Origin of the sequence: Pantoea sp. RIT-PI-b (assembly GCF_001187905.1) — a bacterium.
Classification (GTDB): domain Bacteria; phylum Pseudomonadota; class Gammaproteobacteria; order Enterobacterales; family Enterobacteriaceae; genus Pantoea; species Pantoea nemavictus.
Map to the genome: position 1 here is coordinate 108,200 of NZ_LGIS01000028.1, position 15,310 is coordinate 123,509.

18 protein-coding genes are annotated in these 15,310 nt (G+C 53.3%); 15 read left to right on the forward strand and 3 right to left on the reverse strand.

Annotated elements, in window-relative coordinates:
* Positions 1–188: 188 nt before the first annotated feature.
* From AC790_RS18890 to AC790_RS18900, 3 genes are all read left to right on the forward strand, one after another.
* On the forward strand, positions 189–485 hold the full coding sequence (locus AC790_RS18890) for a chorismate mutase (protein ID WP_049852779.1): 297 nt from the start codon (positions 189–191) through the stop codon (positions 483–485).
* Between the two features lie 4 nt (positions 486–489).
* Positions 490–1,299 carry an AraC family transcriptional regulator gene (locus AC790_RS18895; protein WP_049852780.1) on the forward strand — a complete coding sequence of 270 codons (810 nt, stop codon included), beginning with the start codon at positions 490–492 and terminating at the stop codon, positions 1,297–1,299.
* Positions 1,300–1,393: 94 nt separating this feature from the next.
* Positions 1,394–2,008, forward strand: a complete 615-nt coding sequence (locus tag AC790_RS18900) for a LysE family translocator (RefSeq protein ID WP_049852781.1) — start codon at positions 1,394–1,396, stop codon at positions 2,006–2,008.
* Positions 2,009–2,087: 79 nt separating this feature from the next.
* Here the strand turns inward: AC790_RS18900 and AC790_RS18905 are convergent, their stop codons facing one another.
* Positions 2,088–3,329, reverse strand: a complete 1,242-nt coding sequence (locus tag AC790_RS18905; RefSeq protein ID WP_049852782.1) for an IS110 family transposase — start codon at positions 3,327–3,329, stop codon at positions 2,088–2,090.
* Between the two features lie 327 nt (positions 3,330–3,656).
* A complete protein-coding gene (locus AC790_RS18910; protein WP_049852783.1) occupies positions 3,657–4,397 on the reverse strand; it encodes an SDR family oxidoreductase in 741 nt (246 codons plus the stop codon).
* 299 nt (positions 4,398–4,696) lie between these two features.
* Between AC790_RS18910 and AC790_RS18915 the strand changes: the two genes are divergently transcribed.
* Entirely contained in the window at positions 4,697–5,245 is a 549-nt protein-coding gene (locus AC790_RS18915) for a GNAT family N-acetyltransferase (protein WP_049852784.1), read from the forward strand.
* 346 nt (positions 5,246–5,591) lie between these two features.
* Here AC790_RS18915 and AC790_RS18920 read toward each other — a convergent pair whose 3' ends face one another.
* On the reverse strand, positions 5,592–6,257 hold the full coding sequence (locus tag AC790_RS18920) for an SOS response-associated peptidase family protein (protein ID WP_049852785.1): 666 nt from the start codon (positions 6,255–6,257) through the stop codon (positions 5,592–5,594).
* Between the two features lie 380 nt (positions 6,258–6,637).
* Between AC790_RS18920 and AC790_RS18925 the strand changes: the two genes are divergently transcribed.
* From AC790_RS18925 to AC790_RS18975, 11 genes are read left to right on the forward strand one after another with little or no spacing between them, the layout of a single operon-like run.
* Positions 6,638–6,973, forward strand: coding sequence for an RAQPRD family integrative conjugative element protein (locus AC790_RS18925; protein WP_007885649.1), 336 nt, complete (start codon positions 6,638–6,640; stop codon positions 6,971–6,973).
* On the forward strand, positions 6,973–7,215 hold the full coding sequence (locus AC790_RS18930; protein WP_007885647.1) for a TIGR03758 family integrating conjugative element protein: 243 nt from the start codon (positions 6,973–6,975) through the stop codon (positions 7,213–7,215). Before AC790_RS18925 ends, AC790_RS18930 begins: the two co-directional genes overlap by 1 nt.
* Before the next feature lie 31 nt (positions 7,216–7,246).
* On the forward strand, positions 7,247–7,648 hold the full coding sequence (locus tag AC790_RS18935) for a TIGR03745 family integrating conjugative element membrane protein (RefSeq protein ID WP_007885645.1): 402 nt from the start codon (positions 7,247–7,249) through the stop codon (positions 7,646–7,648).
* 13 nt (positions 7,649–7,661) lie between these two features.
* Complete coding sequence (locus tag AC790_RS18940) at positions 7,662–8,027, forward strand: TIGR03750 family conjugal transfer protein (protein WP_049852786.1); 366 nt, start codon at positions 7,662–7,664, stop codon at positions 8,025–8,027.
* Positions 8,024–8,680: a PFL_4703 family integrating conjugative element protein gene (locus tag AC790_RS18945; RefSeq protein WP_049852787.1), complete on the forward strand. Its 657-nt coding sequence runs from the start codon at positions 8,024–8,026 to the stop codon at positions 8,678–8,680. Before AC790_RS18940 ends, AC790_RS18945 begins: the two co-directional genes overlap by 4 nt.
* A complete protein-coding gene (locus AC790_RS18950; protein ID WP_049852788.1) occupies positions 8,680–9,600 on the forward strand; it encodes a TIGR03749 family integrating conjugative element protein in 921 nt (306 codons plus the stop codon). Before AC790_RS18945 ends, AC790_RS18950 begins: the two co-directional genes overlap by 1 nt.
* Positions 9,590–11,125: a TIGR03752 family integrating conjugative element protein gene (locus AC790_RS18955; protein WP_049852789.1), complete on the forward strand. Its 1,536-nt coding sequence runs from the start codon at positions 9,590–9,592 to the stop codon at positions 11,123–11,125. Before AC790_RS18950 ends, AC790_RS18955 begins: the two co-directional genes overlap by 11 nt.
* A gap of 11 nt (positions 11,126–11,136) precedes the next feature.
* On the forward strand, positions 11,137–11,553 hold the full coding sequence (locus tag AC790_RS18960; RefSeq protein ID WP_049852790.1) for a TIGR03751 family conjugal transfer lipoprotein: 417 nt from the start codon (positions 11,137–11,139) through the stop codon (positions 11,551–11,553).
* Complete coding sequence (locus tag AC790_RS18965) at positions 11,553–14,417, forward strand: conjugative transfer ATPase (protein WP_049852791.1); 2,865 nt, start codon at positions 11,553–11,555, stop codon at positions 14,415–14,417. The genes AC790_RS18960 and AC790_RS18965 overlap by 1 nt, the downstream gene beginning before the upstream one ends.
* Positions 14,414–14,809: a hypothetical protein gene (locus AC790_RS18970; RefSeq protein ID WP_049852792.1), complete on the forward strand. Its 396-nt coding sequence runs from the start codon at positions 14,414–14,416 to the stop codon at positions 14,807–14,809. Before AC790_RS18965 ends, AC790_RS18970 begins: the two co-directional genes overlap by 4 nt.
* 53 nt (positions 14,810–14,862) lie before the next feature.
* Entirely contained in the window at positions 14,863–15,264 is a 402-nt protein-coding gene (locus tag AC790_RS18975; RefSeq protein ID WP_049852793.1) for a hypothetical protein, read from the forward strand.
* Positions 15,265–15,310: the final 46 nt, after the last annotated feature.

Here is a 15,310-nt window from a genome sequence, read left to right on the forward strand (position 1 = left end):
GGACGTCCGCTGTGAGCGAGGAGCGGACATTTGCCCTCTCTCTTTTATCGCAATATCAATAGCCGGATATTCTTGATTGAATGTTTTTGGATATCGTTCTTAAAGTCAGGCTATACAAACTGAAGACTGTTTTGAATCGAAAATTTGTGTAATCTGATGCACTCATGTACTAGCCAGGTGGGTTAAAGATGATTTTTTCGTCAATTGAAGATGTTAGAAACCGTATAGATCAGATTGACACTGAACTGGTTAAAATGATCGCGCAACGTAGCCAATGTGTTAAAGCTGCAGCAGCTTTCAAAAGTGATCACTCAGACGTGCGTGCTCCTGATCGTGTCCAGCAGGTAATCGATAAGGTAAGTAAACAGGCGACTGAATTAGGACTTCCCACAGTGATTATCGAAAAGGTTTACCGGACTATGATCGGTGCGTTCATTGATTACGAACTCGACCAACACGACCAATTGCGACAGGATAAAGGCTGACATCGTGTGTCAACATTCCATTGAACTTCTCCCCATAACTGTAGCGGGTGTTGAGGCGGTAAACGCCAGCAGCGATATCTCATTCGGGTGGCATACTCACGACCAATTCGGCATTGGTTTGATGGACAGAGGCGGGCAAAAATCTCTGAGTGGGCGCGGATATGTCGAGTCGAACGCGGGTGATGTCATCACTGTTAACCCTGGTGAAGTTCACGATGGGACGCCTCTCGGTGGCTCGCGAGCCTGGCGGATGCTTTATTTTGATACTGAGCTTATTAATCAGTGCTTTATCGATATTTCTGAAGGTAAATTTGCCAGCGGCGAATTTGCTATGCCTGTATTAAAGAATGTCGGTATAGCAAAAATTTTTAACCAGTTATATCAGGCCATTATCAGTGGTAATGGCGATGTAAAAAATCTGGCTGCGGATGAAGCATTGTTAATTCTGACTAACGCATTGGCCCAAATGCCCCGAATTCAGATAAAAACGCCTTTAAAAGGCGTGTTGTACGCGAAAGAAAAAATGGATGACGCGCCGGGGAGTGCTATATCTCTTACTGAGCTGGCGGCGATTGCCGGACTCGGGCAGTTTACGTTTTTGCGCGCTTTTGCGCATTACAGTGGAATGACCCCGCATGCCTACCTTTTGCAGAGACGCCTGTCACTGGTTCGAAAGCTCATCAGGGGCGGAATGGATCTTGTTGATGCAGCCATTGCGGGAGGATTTTCGGATCAAAGCCACATGAATCGTTTGTTTGTTCGCAGCTATGGCTATACGCCAGGCGTCTACGCGCAACAAAATCCAAAAATCTAGCTGTCCAAACGCTGCAATTTTATTCAAGACAGAAAAAGCCTTTCAATCAAATACTGAAGCAATTATTTCAGCTGCTGATGAGGGGTAAATTTTGATGCTTTATAATGATTTTCTGGTGACATCTCTGCTAATTGTCATATCACCCGGTACTGGTGCCATCATTACGCTTTCTGCCGGCCTCAGGCAGGGAAAACGTAGCGCAATAATTGCTGCTGCCGGATGCACTCTCGGGGTGTTGCCTCATATGCTGGCTGCAATTACAGGCCTTGCCACTCTGTCACATGCCAGTCCGTTACTATTTTCCATTGTGAAGTATACCGGTGTGGCTTACCTGCTGTTTATGGCGTGGCAAACGCTACGGGATAAGACACTTTTAACCGCAGACGGTCCCGGGCCGGAGTTATCTCATAGCGCATTAATAATACAGGCAGTAGTTGCCAATATTCTTAACCCCAAACTTTCGCTATTTTTCCTGGCATTCCTTCCGCAGTTTATCCCCACCAGAGATGCACACCCCACACAGAGCATGTTGATTCTTTCAGCTATTTTTGCGGCCATGACTTTTGCTGTATTTTCTCTGTATGGCGCTTTTGCTTCGTCTGTTAGTCATTATGTATTAAGAAATCACAGGGTAATGACCGGGATACGTTGGGGCGTAGCACTGGCCTTTTTTGCAGTTGGGATTCGCCTGGCAATGGCTGTGCAATAGTAAAAAGTCGTGTTAAACAGCCCCAGAAAGAAGGGTTAATGAACGTCCGCTTCACGCCCTGAGACATTCGACAAGCTTTCTACGGCATTAGTAAGGGCGATTTTCGCGCTTCCAGTGCCAGCAAATATTTCGCTTCGTCATAACGGGTTCTGGTCTTCCAGCAGCGGCAAATAATCCTTATCCATTTGAATGCCAGAGCTCGGATCGCTGATTGATGAGATTTTCCTTTTTCTCGCATCCCCTGATAATACAGCTTGGCCCAGTATGATGAGTTAACCGTCTTGGCAGCCCATTCGACAAAGCTTTGCCTGACGAACTTGGCACACTGCCATCGCCAGTGAACCCAGGATTTCTGTCCACTCCGTTCAGTCACAGGAGCAATACCTGCGTAGTTTTGAATTTCCTCAGCGCTGTTGAAGCGGTCGCGGTTATCACCCAGTGCGGCAAGCATACGTGGTCCCATACACGGCCCCCTGCTCGGTAGTGATTTGAACAGCTCTGCATCCGGAAGCGTATCGAACAACGATTCAATTCGTTCGTCGTAGGTTCTGATAAGTTCACCTACAAGTTTGATTTGTGATGCAAGAGCTGTAGCCATTAGCGCGTTCGCCTCGATGACACTTTTATCAGTGGTCAGGGGAATCGCGTTGGCAATGCTTGTAACCCGCTGTTCTGTATACGCAACAGCGGGACCACCTCTTGCGTTCATAAAATGGCGGACGGTATCACTCCGGGCACGTTTGAGCTGTTGCAGGCTTGGCCAGCGGATTATGAGCTCACAGAACAATGAACTGTCCCGATGCGAGAACCATTCCAGGGGTTGAGGATAATACTGCTTAAGCGTGTTAATGAGCCGATTAACAAAGCGGCGTTTGTCTTCTACCAGCAGTCTACGCTGCTCGACTAGTTGTAGAAGTAAACGGATATCAGCATTATCGGGTTCGATGGCTTTTATCTTTTGGGGATAGCGAAGCATCAGATCTAACGCCAACTCAGCATCCTGAGGATCATCCTTGGCACCACTTGGCCAGAATGTCTGCCGATAGCGTGCCAATGATAACGCATGTACAGGAAAGACAGTAATAAAGGGATACTTCTGGAGAGCATACACGATTGGGCCTTTCTTCAGTTCAAGGGCGATAGCGATCCTGCCTTTGAACTTCTGATGCAACTCATTAAGCCAGGTATCAAGAGCTTCCGGCGAATGGTTAATCACATGGAACGTGCGCTCACCGTTTTTAAGCTGAACGCAGACATCGTGCTTTTTATCCGCCCAGTCCAGACCAACATGAGCAGCAAACTGATCTACAGCAGTCTTCACCAACTCCTTTTAACCGGGGATTGGTATGCATTCCACATTCTTCGAAAGAAATATAGTCAGCAGTTGTTCTGCATGCCCTGAGTATTCGTTAGCGAACGTGGAGCACTTACTGGTTCGAAAGCAAAGCGGCAATCATCAAATCACATGATTCTGGCACAATATTCGTAACCAATAAGCGCATACCCTGAATCACTTAGAAGTGCAACTCTCAGGGCTCGAATGACTATATCTGGCACAAAGCGGACGGAATCAGATGAACGTCCCCTATGACCGAAAGGCGGATGTTACTGGATTAATTTCACTTACTTTCGTGGCTTTTTTAAGCGGTCAGTAATGTGCCAGCCCGCCGTCTACAGCATACTGGCTGCCGGTAACATAGGATGCATCATCGGACAGGAGGAAAAGTGCAACTGCAGCGGCCTCTTCTGCTGTTCCGGCACGACCCAAAGGAACCTGGCTTACCACAAAATCTTCAAACTGCTGACGAGACTCTTCTGGCATAAAGTGCCTGAAGTTAGTTTCAATGGGGCCTGGTACCAAAGTGTTGGCGCGGATACCGCGTTCAGCAAACGCAGATGCCCAGCTTTTGACCATAGCGATAACGGCGCCTTTCGTCGCTGCATACAGGCTTGTCATCGCCGCTCCTTCATATACAGATGAGGATGATGTCACCAGAACGGACGCCCCTGAATTAAGTGATTTGGAGAGAGCTGCCAGCTGTAGCATTGGACCGCGCACATTAGCATTCATCATATGATTGAAAGAATCTGCCGTTACAGATTCCGGAGAGCCGACCTCTGCAAAGCCGGCATTAAGCCATAATCCATCAAGTGAACCCCAGCCTCTGATAGCTTCCCCCAGTCCGTTTATGTCAGCTTCGCTTGCAGCATCGCTTTTTAAAATAAGTGATGTCGTAGGAAGCAAGTTACGTGCACGTTCAAGCCTTTCCTCATTAAGCCCTGTAATGGCTACGTTGCCACCTTCAGTAACAATACGCTGAGCCCCTGCCAGCCCGATGCCACTGGTGCCGCCCGTGATCAGTATACGTTTACCCTGAAATCTTCCCATGCTTACTTCCTTTATTTAGCTGCGGAATCAGCATTTACCTTACGTAAAAAACACACTATTCGTCATCTGTTTCATCACGTAACCATGGGAACGACTGGATTGCTGCCTAGACGTCCGCTTTTGGCATGTAGCGGACAGCTGAACGTGAGGAAGTCCGCTTGAGCAAGATGCGGACGTTAAAATAATGATGGCATGGGTAGTCTTCCACCTTAAAAACAACCCCCATTGTGAACCTGAAGAATTCTGGCTATAAAAAAGAAAGATAACTCATAGAATCCATCAAAAGCTCAGGAGACATTTTGCAGCTAACTACCTCCCGACTGCATCTTCGTCCAGTAATCACCTCCGATGCAGATGACCTTTTCAGAATTTATGGCGACCCTGCCACAAATACGTTTAATCCTGCAGGTCCGTATCCTGATATTGATTACGCTCGCGATGTTTTGGCTCGCTGGCTTAAACACTGGGATGATTACGGTTTCGGAAACTGGGCTATCACTTTGAAGGATAATCCCGAAAGGATCATCGGCTTTGGCGGACTAAGTATCCGCAGTTATGCCGATAACGCTATCAATAACCTGGGATACCGTTTCTCCACTGAGTCATGGGGGAAGGGTCTGGCGACAGAGTTTGCTAACTATGCGGTAAGCTACGGGTTTTTTGAGCTCAAAATGCCTGAGATATCTGCCGCAGTAAGAGCAAATCACCTGGCATCGCAGAAAGTCCTGACGAATGCCGGACTCCGGTATGTAAGGGACATTCACGATGTTAAAAATGCGCCTGCCAGCATGCTGTTTACTCTGACCCAAACCGATTGGGACAAAAGGGGTCTGCCGAATTCCTTTTAACATATGACTATGGCCACGAATCCAGACACCATCTGCAGCTGGCGTCCCCTGATGAAAAACCAGAGTTCACGGGCCTCCCTCCGGACACAGCCAATACGATGAACGCCATATTAGGCAGTTGCCGTCATCGTAAGACGTCCGGTAGTGGAACAAAGAGGACGGTACCAGTCCAATGTCCGCTATGAGCGAAAAGCGGACGTCAAAATTTTGGCATTAGGGATGTTATACCAAATTAGACATAACATCCCTTTCGCTCACCCGTTTGTGTTGACCCAGAGCGCAGACGTCCGCTTCTGGCACGAAGCGGACGCGGTTGAAAGGTTCGCTATGAGTGAAAACTGCTGAGCTATATCTTTTCAATCAGCTCTTCGCCCTGATGACGTGGCATATTCACCTTCGTCGATACGGGGTGCCATTTGAATGTGCTTTCCGGTAAGGCTGCATCATGCGCGATTTCTTCTGCGCGTTCGGGTGTGGTATCACCACTTAGCCACTCCCTCACTGCTGACGCCTTCAGCACCAGCGGCCTGCGGTCATGAATGTCCACCATGCCCTTGTTACTGGCTGAGGTGACGATCAGAAAACCTTCATGCCCGTGCGGATCGTTATAGGGCGCTTTGCCGATGGCGGCAAAAAACAGCGGCTCATGCGTTTTGTGATAGATGAAATAGGGCTGTTTCCTTTCTTCTTTCTTCAACCACTCAAACCATCCATCGGCAAACACCACGGCGCGGCCGTGGTTCCATAGCGGTTTAAACATACGGCTCGATGCGGCGGTTTCTCCCCGCGCATTGATGAGCGGCTGCTTGTCCCACCATTCGGGTCCGTAACCCCAGTACACCGGATCTATTTTCAGTTCCTCGTCGCGCTCGCTCAGCAATAGCACGTTGGTTCCGGGCGCTACGTTATAACGGCCGATGGGTTCTGGATCGTGCACGTAATTGCTGTCGGCTACGCCAAGGGCGTCAAGGTAAACGTCCCGGCTCTGATACTGCGCAAACCTTCCGCACATAATTTTTCCCCTCCCTTTCTGCACGATATCTGTTAAGGCGCGCTGTGCCTGATTTTACTCATCATTCAATATTAGTCGGCGAAACCGCAGATTAAATTCTGCGTTCGGGGAATTAATTTAATGTCTTACGCTTGTTTCCCCATATCAGAGCTGGACGGAGGCACCTGAAACTTGTTTTCAGATGACGGCCGTCAGCAGGCAAGGCGCATAGCGCCGCGTCAGAGTACCTATTTAGTTACAACAAACACTAAGATCTGAATCAACTTCCTCCGGCATTCGCGCTGCTTTCTAAATTTTTATTTTCCCAAAAAGAGTTAACGGCTGAACCCGGCAGCCAGATTTCGCATGCTTACCACACTCAACAACCACTGGAGGTGCATATGAAATCTCTTCGTCCGGCAACACAACTTCTGTTATGCGGCGGTGTGCTGGGCCTGACCTTTCTCGCGTCCTTTCCGGCGTCTGCATCTGAGAAAGACGAGCTGGCATCCGCTCAGCGAATGATCGTCCAGGTTCAGGCTTCGCTGGAAAGGGCGCGGGTTGCCGCAGCACAGGCTGATCCGTCGGAGCGTGGCCGCTACTTCTTCGACTACCAGCGGGCAAACGGCGATTTGAAGACCATCAGCGCCGGTATTGACCGCTATCTGGAACCCACGCGTGCCCAGCCCCGCGATTTGTCTGGCGTGGCAGGAAATTATCGCCGGGAGCGTCCCTGATGGCGATGACCGCTGCACAGGAAGCTGCCTTTAAGGCGGGTTCCGGAAATGTGGAACCCAATCTGCTGCACCTGCTCTGTCTCGGGCTGCTGATCGGCTTCCTCTTCTTCTGGGCAGCATGGGCAATCGTGGATGTCTACTCAGGCTGGACAAATCAGCGTCTGAAGGAGGCCGCGATGGGCAGAGCCGTAGTCCGCTCAGTCTTATTGTTAGTCGTAAGTATCTGGATGTTTTGCAGTTAACCCTAAACCAACTCTTATTGAAGGTGAAATCATGTCTAAATTCGTATCTGCAGTAACACGCGTGGCCGCTCAAGCTCAGACTAAAGCTAAATCAGCCTGGGCCCGTATCCTGACGGCTGGCCTGCTGAGTGCTCTGGCTGCTAAGCCAGCTCTAGCCGATCTGCCTACGGTTGAAGGTCCTTCGTCCAGCGGAACGGGGACCGGCCTGATGGGAACACTCAGCGGGCATTTACAGGATGGTCTGGTTCTCGGCGGCCTGGTCGTGTGTGGGTTTGCATTCTTCAAAGTCGCAGAAGCCAGCCTGGTAACGTTTGGTGAAGTCCGCAACGATCGCGCCACCTGGACAAAGTTCGGCTCCATCGTTGTTGTTGGTGTGGTCATGCTGGTAGCGGTTATCTGGCTTCTGGGTAAATCAGCAGAAATCATCGCATAAGGAAAACATTCCGATGGCGACCATCAGATTTTTACCGGATCGCCTGAACGCTGAGCCCGTTGTATTCCGGGGGTTTAACACCCCCGAGTTAGGGCTGGCGGCGCTGATTGGCGCTGTATCCGGTTTCGTGCTTTCGCTGCCCTTCGCGTTACTTTTTGGCTGGCTTGCCATCCCTACCGGGACTCTGCTTTTCCCTCTTGTATTGATTGCGTTCGGCGGCAAATGGCTTGCCAGCAAAAAACGCGGAAAACCGGAGACATTCCTCTGGCAGCAGTTTGATTTAAAAAAGCGCCGCATGGGGCTGGGCGATCCCAGATTAATCATTGACTCGCAGGACTGGTCCCTGCGACGCAGCAAAACCCTCAGGAGTACCAGATGAGTCGTTTTCGCCACGCGGTTAAGGGCCGCGATCAGCATATTTTCACCCTGCGGGCGGCCTGTGTCGTATTGCTGCTGTTACTGGTAACCGCTATGGGGGGCTGGATGCGGGCACCTGAAAAGCTGACCATCCACAACCCCCCTGATTTGCGTAAGGGCAGCACGCGCCCGTGGTGGGAAATCCCGCCTCCGACCGTGTACGGCTTTACATATTACATTTTCCAGCAACTGAACGCCTGGCCCAAAAACGGCAAAGTGGACTATCCCGCACGCATTCAGTCGCTTTCAGCTTACCTGACGCCACAGTGCAAGGCGTTTCTTGAGGAGGATTCAAAGGTTCGCGGTGAAAAAAACGAGTTAACCGACCGTGTGCGCGTCGTTTACGAAATTCCCGGACGTGGTTATTCAGGTGACAGCGTGAAAGTCATCGATCGCGACAACTGGGTGGTGAAACTCGATCTTGTTGCCGACGAATACTACCTTACCGAGCCGGTTAAACGCGCGATGGTGCGCTACCCGCTGAAAGTCGTGCGCTGGGACGGCGACTCTGAATCTAATCCATTTGGCATGGCGCTGGACTGCTATGAAGGCATCCCGCAGCGTCTCTCCGCCGCGCCTGAACAGCCGAAACCAGAAAGAAAGGGGATGTTCTGATGTTGAATCCATCTTTTACCTCAGGATCGCGTGCATGCCTTGTGGCGCTGTCGCTGTCACTGCTGCCGGTGGCAGCGATGCTTTCCGCGCCGGCGCATGCGGACGAGCTGATGAAATGGGAGCGCGTGCCGCTGCAGATCCCCCTCAAAACGGGTCAGGAACGCGTGATTTTCGTTGATAAAAACGTGCGCGTGGGTTTTCCGCCGGCACTAAATGGAAAATTGCGCGTACAGAGCACCGGCGGCGCGGTCTATCTCAAAGCCGACAGTGATTTTCCTCAGACTCGCCTGCAGCTGCAGGACATGGAAAGCGGTGAGGTTATTCTGCTGGACGTCCGTACGACGGCCACCGCGTCAGCCGAACCGGTTAAAATCGTTTACAGCGGTGACGTCAGCACCCTCAGCAGTGCAGCCGCCGGCACCGGAGAGAAAGCCGCCAGCGACAGCAACAGTACGCAGGCGAAGCGTAAAAAAGTGAGCTATAAGGCTCCTGTTCCGGTATTGCTGACGCGCTATGCAGCTCAGAATCTGTATGCACCGGTGCGCACCGTTGAAGCCGTGCCGGGCATTCATCCCGTTAATCCACACCTGCCATCACGCATTACGACGTTATATCCCTCGGCTCCTGTGACCGTGTCACCGGTAGCGGGCTGGGGCGTGGCCGGTCGCACCGTCATTGCACTGAGGATCCGCAACAGCTCGTCACAGAAGGTCGTGCTCGATCCGCGTGAACTGCAGGGCCAGTTTGTCACGGCCACCTTCCAGCACCGCTGGGTGGGTGCCGCCGGCACACCCGAAGATACCACCACGCTGTACCTGGTTACCGCCGGCCGCCCTGATGACGCTTTTGTGCGTGAGCCCTCCGTCGCGCACAAGGCTGCTACCCGCCCTGCCCAGAAGGTGATCCGCTATGAAAATTAAGTCAAACGGACTGGTTAAAGTGCTGGTTCCGGCCATTCTGGTCGGCGGCGGATTCATTGCGGTGAAAAGTTATAACAGCAAGCCGCAGGAGCCCGCCACGCAGGCTGCTCATGCACAGACAGACGACGCGCTGAAAAACCTGTCTCCGCAGGAGCTCAAGGCGCTCGGTATCGAGGGCGACACGCCGCAGGATACGCTGAAAACCATCGTGGGCTCGCTAAACGCCGTTCGTCAGCAGCAGGATTCTCTTAACAAGCAGAATGCCAGACTGCTGGATGAAAATGAAAAGTTACGTGAGCGCAATACCAACGTTTCCGGCCAGGTTAATGAAGCGGTTCAGGGCGTGGAGAAAAGCTATCACGAGCGTGAAAGCCAGATGCGCCAGCAGCAGAACGTCCTGACGTCAAAAATCAACGAGCTGACGAATAAACTGCAGAATGCCGGTAAGGGTATTGCAGACAAGGCAAAAGGCACTGACAGCGATATCCCGCTGGGTCTGGGTCTCGACAGCATGGGTGCCGCCGGTGGTAATGCCCCGGCCTCCGGCAGCGATGGCCTGATTTGGGTCATGCCGCAGGACAGCCCCTCGACGTCCCCGGCGCAGAAAAATGGCGCGTCGGACAGCAGCGCCGGCGGTTCACAGTTCCCGACGTCGTTTCTCAGTGAAGACGCGCTGACGAAGCAAAAAGGCAGCTATGAACAGCAGGTAAAGGGCTCAACCGCTGAAAAAGGCGCGGAAGAGGAGGCCGAACCGGTGTATACGCTGCCGGAGAACTCCACGCTGATTGGCAGCCGCGCCATGACGGCACTGCTCGGCCGCGTGCCGATCAACGGCACCGTAACCGACCCCTATCCCTTTAAGGTACTCATTGGTAAGGACAACCTGACGGCCAACGGCATCGAGCTGCCGGACGTCGAGGGTGCGATCGTCTCCGGCACCGCCTCAGGCGACTGGACCCTGTCCTGCGTGCGTGGTCAGGTCAATAGCGTCACCTTTGTGTTCACTGACGGCACCGTACGGACTCTGCCGAAGCCGGACCGCAGCGGCAAAGGCGGCAATAACAGCAACCAGAGCGGCGGTAAAGAGACCGGCACCAGTGGCGGCATCGGCTGGATTTCTGATGAAAACGGGATCCCCTGCATCTCCGGCACGCGCAAGTCTAATGCCTCAAGCTATCTGCCAACGATCGGACTGCTGGGTGCAGCCGGCGCGGCGGGCGACGCTATCGGCCAGAACCAGACTACAAGCCAGACCAACGCCTACGGCGGCGTGACCTCCACGCTTACCGGCGACGCCGGACAGGCCGTTCTGGGCAAGGCGATTTCAGGCAGTTCTGACGAAATTACCGAGTGGGTCAAACAGCGTTACGGACAGACTTTTGACGCTATCTACGTACAGCCGGGTGCAAAACTTGCCGTACACATCACCCGCGAGCTGGCGATCGACTACGAAGATAAGGGCCGCCGTGTGCGTTACGACTTCACTCTGCCGGGCGAAGACGGCAGCACTGGCGGACTGGACTGAGGAGAATGACCATGAGTATTACTGCAAAATTCGGGGTTTTCATGATTATTGCAGCCAGCACGCTTGCCGGCTGCTCAACAAACAAAGATGAAATGCTGCCGCCGGGCAACAGCAACATGCTGGAGCTGTGGAAAGGCACCGACGGTGAATCAGGCGTTTCGCGCGGCAGTGAAGCCCGCAGCACGCTGCGCCGTGGCCTTTCTGACAGTGAGCAACAGGCCGCACTGAGCGACGATCGCAGCTACAGCCGCACGCAGGAATCCGAAATCAGCCAGCAGTTCCCGCGACTGCCTAATCCTGACATGGTCATGTACGTGTTCCCTCATCTCGCACAGGGCAACACCCCCGTACCCGGTTACAGCACCGTTTTCCCCTTCTATGACCAGACGCAGTACGCCATGCCTGGCGAACGTACGGAGGCGCTGTAATGTTCGGACTCTTTAAAGGGAAATCCCCTGAAAAAAACCGCCACTTATCTGACGTTTCTGAGCAGGCCGGCCCGGAGCCCATTGTCCGTCCCGGTAAAATGTCACAGGCCGATGAAAAACGCGTTTACTCGCATAATCCGTCCATCGTTGATTATCTGCCGTGGGCAGAGTTTCTGGATGAGGAGCAGTGCCTGCTGCTTGATGATGGTATCTCAGTGGGTGCCGTCTACGAAGTGACGCCGGCGGCGACCGAAGGCCGACCTGACGAGCGACTGGAGCAGATCCGCGACGTAGTGGAAGATGCGCTGCAGGACAGCTTTGACGACCTGGCGAGCAATCCGTGGATCGTTCAGTTCTACTGTCAGGATGAAAATAACGTCGATGCCTACCTTGACCGCCTGCGCGGCTACGTCAGGCCGCACGCGCAGGGCAGCGAGTTTACCGAGGCGTGGCTTAAGGAAACCGAACAGCATATGCGCGGGATTGCGCGTCCTGAAGGTCTGTTTGAAGACAAGCTGATCACCGGCCAGCCATGGCGCGGGCAGCAGCGACGCACGCGCATGGTTATCTACCGCTGGGCGACAAAAAACAGCGTTGATTTGATGTCACCCATCGGCATGCTGAATCAGGCGTGTGAGCGCCTCTGCAGCGCCTTTTCCAGCGTCAACATCTACTGCACGCGCCAGAATGGCCTGCAGGTTCACGCCTGGCTGCTGCGGATGTTCAATCCTGCGCCCGAGGGCATGAATAAAGAAGCGTTTTACCGCGCAGCGGCCTATGAAGACAGCCGGGACACGCCTGCAGGCATGATACCCGTAGAGAATGATTTCGCCGAAACCCTGCTGTTCACGCCGCCACGTTCTGACGTTGAAAACGGCGTGTGGTGGCTGGATAACGTTGCCCATTCAGCCATTTCCGTGGAGCGCCTGCGTAAACCCCCTGAGCCCGGCACGCTCACCGGCGAAAAGAGCCGGGGTGAAAAGAAAATTAACGCGCTGATGGACACGTTCCCCGAAGGCACCATGCTGTGCATGACGGTTGTCGCAGAGCCGCAGGACACGCTGGAAGAGAAGTTTAACCGCCTGGCGAAAAACGCCATCGGCGAGAATACCGAGTCGGGTCGCGTCCGTCAGGACGTCGCGGCGGGCCAGGAGGTGGTGGGGAACCGCCACAAACTTTATCGCGCCGCCATCACCTTTGTGCTCCGGGCAAAAGACATGCCCGAAATGAACCGTAAGCGCATCGAGCTCAGCACCGTACTCCTGAACGAAGGGCTGCAGCCGGTGCGCGCTGAAGATGAAACCGGCCCGCTTAACACCTGGCTGCGAGCGCTGCCTATGTGTTTTAACCCGCAGCACGACAAAAAAAACTGGTATACCCGCCTGACGTGGGTTCAGCACCTTGCCGGGCTGCTGCCCGTCACCGGCCGCGAAACCGGGACCGGCAACGCCGGATTCAGCTTTTTTAACCGTGGCGGCGACGTGCTTGATTTTGATCCCCTGAACAAGGATGACCGCTCTCAGAACGCGCACATGCTGCTGTTCGGACCGACCGGCGCAGGTAAATCCGCCACGCTCTGCTCGATGCTCTGTCAGCTGATGGCCGTGCACCGCCCGCGCCTGTTCATTGCGGAAGCCGGTAACAGTTTCGGGCTGACCGCTGACTACTTTGAAAGCCTGGGCCTTACGGTTAACAAGGTCAGCGTCAAACCCGGCAGCGGCGTATCGCTGCCCCCCTTCGCTGATGCGCATAAGCTGTTTGACGGCGACGCGCCCGCTCCGGCAATTGATGAGAGTGACCTGCCGGATATTGAAGACGATCCGGATGATGATGAAGAGAACGGTAAGCGCGACATTCTGGGCGAGATGGAAATTTCTGCCCGAATGATGATCACCGGCGGCGACCCGAAAGAAGACGCCGCGCTGAAGCGTGCCGACCGCGCCATGATCCGAGAAGCGCTGATTATGGCCGCGCGTAAAACCCTGGAGGAAGGCCGCCAGATGCTGCCGGGCGATCTGCAGAATGCGCTTAACGCCATTTCACTGGAGACTGAAAGCGGCAGCGGGCAGGTACGTAACGAAACCCGCCGGGCAAAAGCGGCTGAAATGGCCGAATCCCTGGGCATGTTTACGCAGCAGGGAAGCTTTGAGGCCGAACTCTTTAACCAGGAGGGTTCACTCTGGCCGGAGGCTGACGTTACGCTGATTGACCTGGCGCACCTCGCCCGTGAAGGGTACGAGGCGCAGATGGCGCTGACGATGGTGTCGCTGACCAACACCATCAACAACATTGCCGAACGTGACCAGTACCTTGAGCGCGACATTGTTTTTACCGTGGATGAGGCGCACGTTGTGACGGTTAACCCACTTCTCGCCCCCTATATGACCAAAGTGGTCAAGATGTGGCGTAAGCTTGGCGCATGGCTGTGGCTTGCCACACAGAACCTTGAGGATTACCCGAACGCAGCCGGCAAGATGCTGAATATGGCAGAGTGGTGGATCTGCCTGACGATGCCGAAAAAAGAGGTGGAGGATATTGCCCGCTTCCGGACGCTTTCAGAAGAGCAAAAAGCCGTGCTGCTTTCCGCCAGTAAGCTCTCACGGTGCTATACCGAAGGCGTGGTACTCTCGAAGAAAATTGAAGCGCTGTTCCGCGCTGTTCCGCCCAGCCTTTACCTCGCGCTCGGGATGACGGAGAAAGAAGAGAAAGCCGAACGTAAAGCGCTGATGCGTAAACATAACTGTTCTGAGCTGGATGCTGCTATTCTCGTAGCGAAAAAACTGGATCGTCTGCGTGGATTGATGACGGAAGATGCGGCCGGGATGCCCGAACACAATGATAAGAGAGAGATGCTGACCGCATGATTAAGCTCAAGTATGCGCAACCTCTGACCCAGCGCCCTGCGCCGGACGAAACGCCAACCCCTGCTATGTTCAGCCTGCATCCGCAGGGGGAGCCCGCGATGACGGCAACAACGGCAGAGCGACTGACCGCCATGGAGAACGCGCTGAGGTCAAGGCTGCAACCGCCGGTAACGATCACCTGTAACCCGCATCGTATCGGTAAGAGCAGCTGCGTGTCGGTTCATCTTGAGGACAGCAGGGGCAAGCGCGCGGACATTTTGCTGACGCAGGAAGGTCGCGCCGGACTCCCGCTGGATCACGAATTTGATTCACCGCGCTGGCATGTAAACGTGCCAGATGCCGCCGACATGATTTTTCTGACTCTGTGGATTAACGAGTTATTCAAAGATTAAGCAAAATACTATCTGTTCCCGGCTCTTTAAGCCGGTTTTAAAAAGGAGATCAAATGGCACTTTCTATATCGCTTGCTGCATTTAAAGTTAACGCCGGCGGGGAAAGCATCACCAGTTTTGAAACGCTGAATCCACCTGGAATGGCTGAGTCTTTCTGGAGTTTACCGGATGCAAATCTTTACCTGGTCTGTATGGCGAAGAAAAAAGGTGAACTTCGTGATGTTAAAGCCGGGATCGCGGTTTTAACGAGCCATACTCACCACGACAAAGAATTTCAGGACGCTGTCATGGGTTTAATCCGTACCAGCCCCGTTCTCAAGCCTATCAGCGAAAAATCAAATATGTCGCTTTTGCCAGCGCGGCTATCTGTTCAAGGCGAAATTCCAACAGAAGACGAGCTTAAAGGTGTTTTTTTCCAGCAGTATCTTAAGCACAGTAGCGCTGGTAGTGCCTAATTTAACTGAGCGGGGCATTCCCGCTTATTACCCTCCGCAACTCAGT

Excerpts from the sequence above, each read along its gene's own strand:
- AC790_RS18890 (WP_049852779.1), top strand. The coding sequence starts at position 189 with ATGATTTTTTCGTCAATTGAAGATGTTAGAAACCGTATAGATCAGATT.
- AC790_RS18900 (WP_049852781.1), top strand. The coding sequence starts at position 1,394 with ATGCTTTATAATGATTTTCTGGTGACATCTCTGCTAATTGTCATATCA.
- AC790_RS18910 (WP_049852783.1), bottom strand. The coding sequence starts at position 4,397 with ATGGGAAGATTTCAGGGTAAACGTATACTGATCACGGGCGGCACCAGT.
- AC790_RS18920 (WP_049852785.1), bottom strand. The coding sequence starts at position 6,257 with ATGTGCGGAAGGTTTGCGCAGTATCAGAGCCGGGACGTTTACCTTGAC.
- AC790_RS18925 (WP_007885649.1), top strand. The coding sequence starts at position 6,638 with ATGAAATCTCTTCGTCCGGCAACACAACTTCTGTTATGCGGCGGTGTG.
- AC790_RS18930 (WP_007885647.1), top strand. The coding sequence starts at position 6,973 with ATGGCGATGACCGCTGCACAGGAAGCTGCCTTTAAGGCGGGTTCCGGA.
- AC790_RS18935 (WP_007885645.1), top strand. The coding sequence starts at position 7,247 with ATGTCTAAATTCGTATCTGCAGTAACACGCGTGGCCGCTCAAGCTCAG.
- AC790_RS18940 (WP_049852786.1), top strand. The coding sequence starts at position 7,662 with ATGGCGACCATCAGATTTTTACCGGATCGCCTGAACGCTGAGCCCGTT.
- AC790_RS18945 (WP_049852787.1), top strand. The coding sequence starts at position 8,024 with ATGAGTCGTTTTCGCCACGCGGTTAAGGGCCGCGATCAGCATATTTTC.
- AC790_RS18950 (WP_049852788.1), top strand. The coding sequence starts at position 8,680 with ATGTTGAATCCATCTTTTACCTCAGGATCGCGTGCATGCCTTGTGGCG.
- AC790_RS18955 (WP_049852789.1), top strand. The coding sequence starts at position 9,590 with ATGAAAATTAAGTCAAACGGACTGGTTAAAGTGCTGGTTCCGGCCATT.
- AC790_RS18960 (WP_049852790.1), top strand. The coding sequence starts at position 11,137 with ATGAGTATTACTGCAAAATTCGGGGTTTTCATGATTATTGCAGCCAGC.
- AC790_RS18965 (WP_049852791.1), top strand. The coding sequence starts at position 11,553 with ATGTTCGGACTCTTTAAAGGGAAATCCCCTGAAAAAAACCGCCACTTA.
- AC790_RS18970 (WP_049852792.1), top strand. The coding sequence starts at position 14,414 with ATGATTAAGCTCAAGTATGCGCAACCTCTGACCCAGCGCCCTGCGCCG.
- AC790_RS18975 (WP_049852793.1), top strand. The coding sequence starts at position 14,863 with ATGGCACTTTCTATATCGCTTGCTGCATTTAAAGTTAACGCCGGCGGG.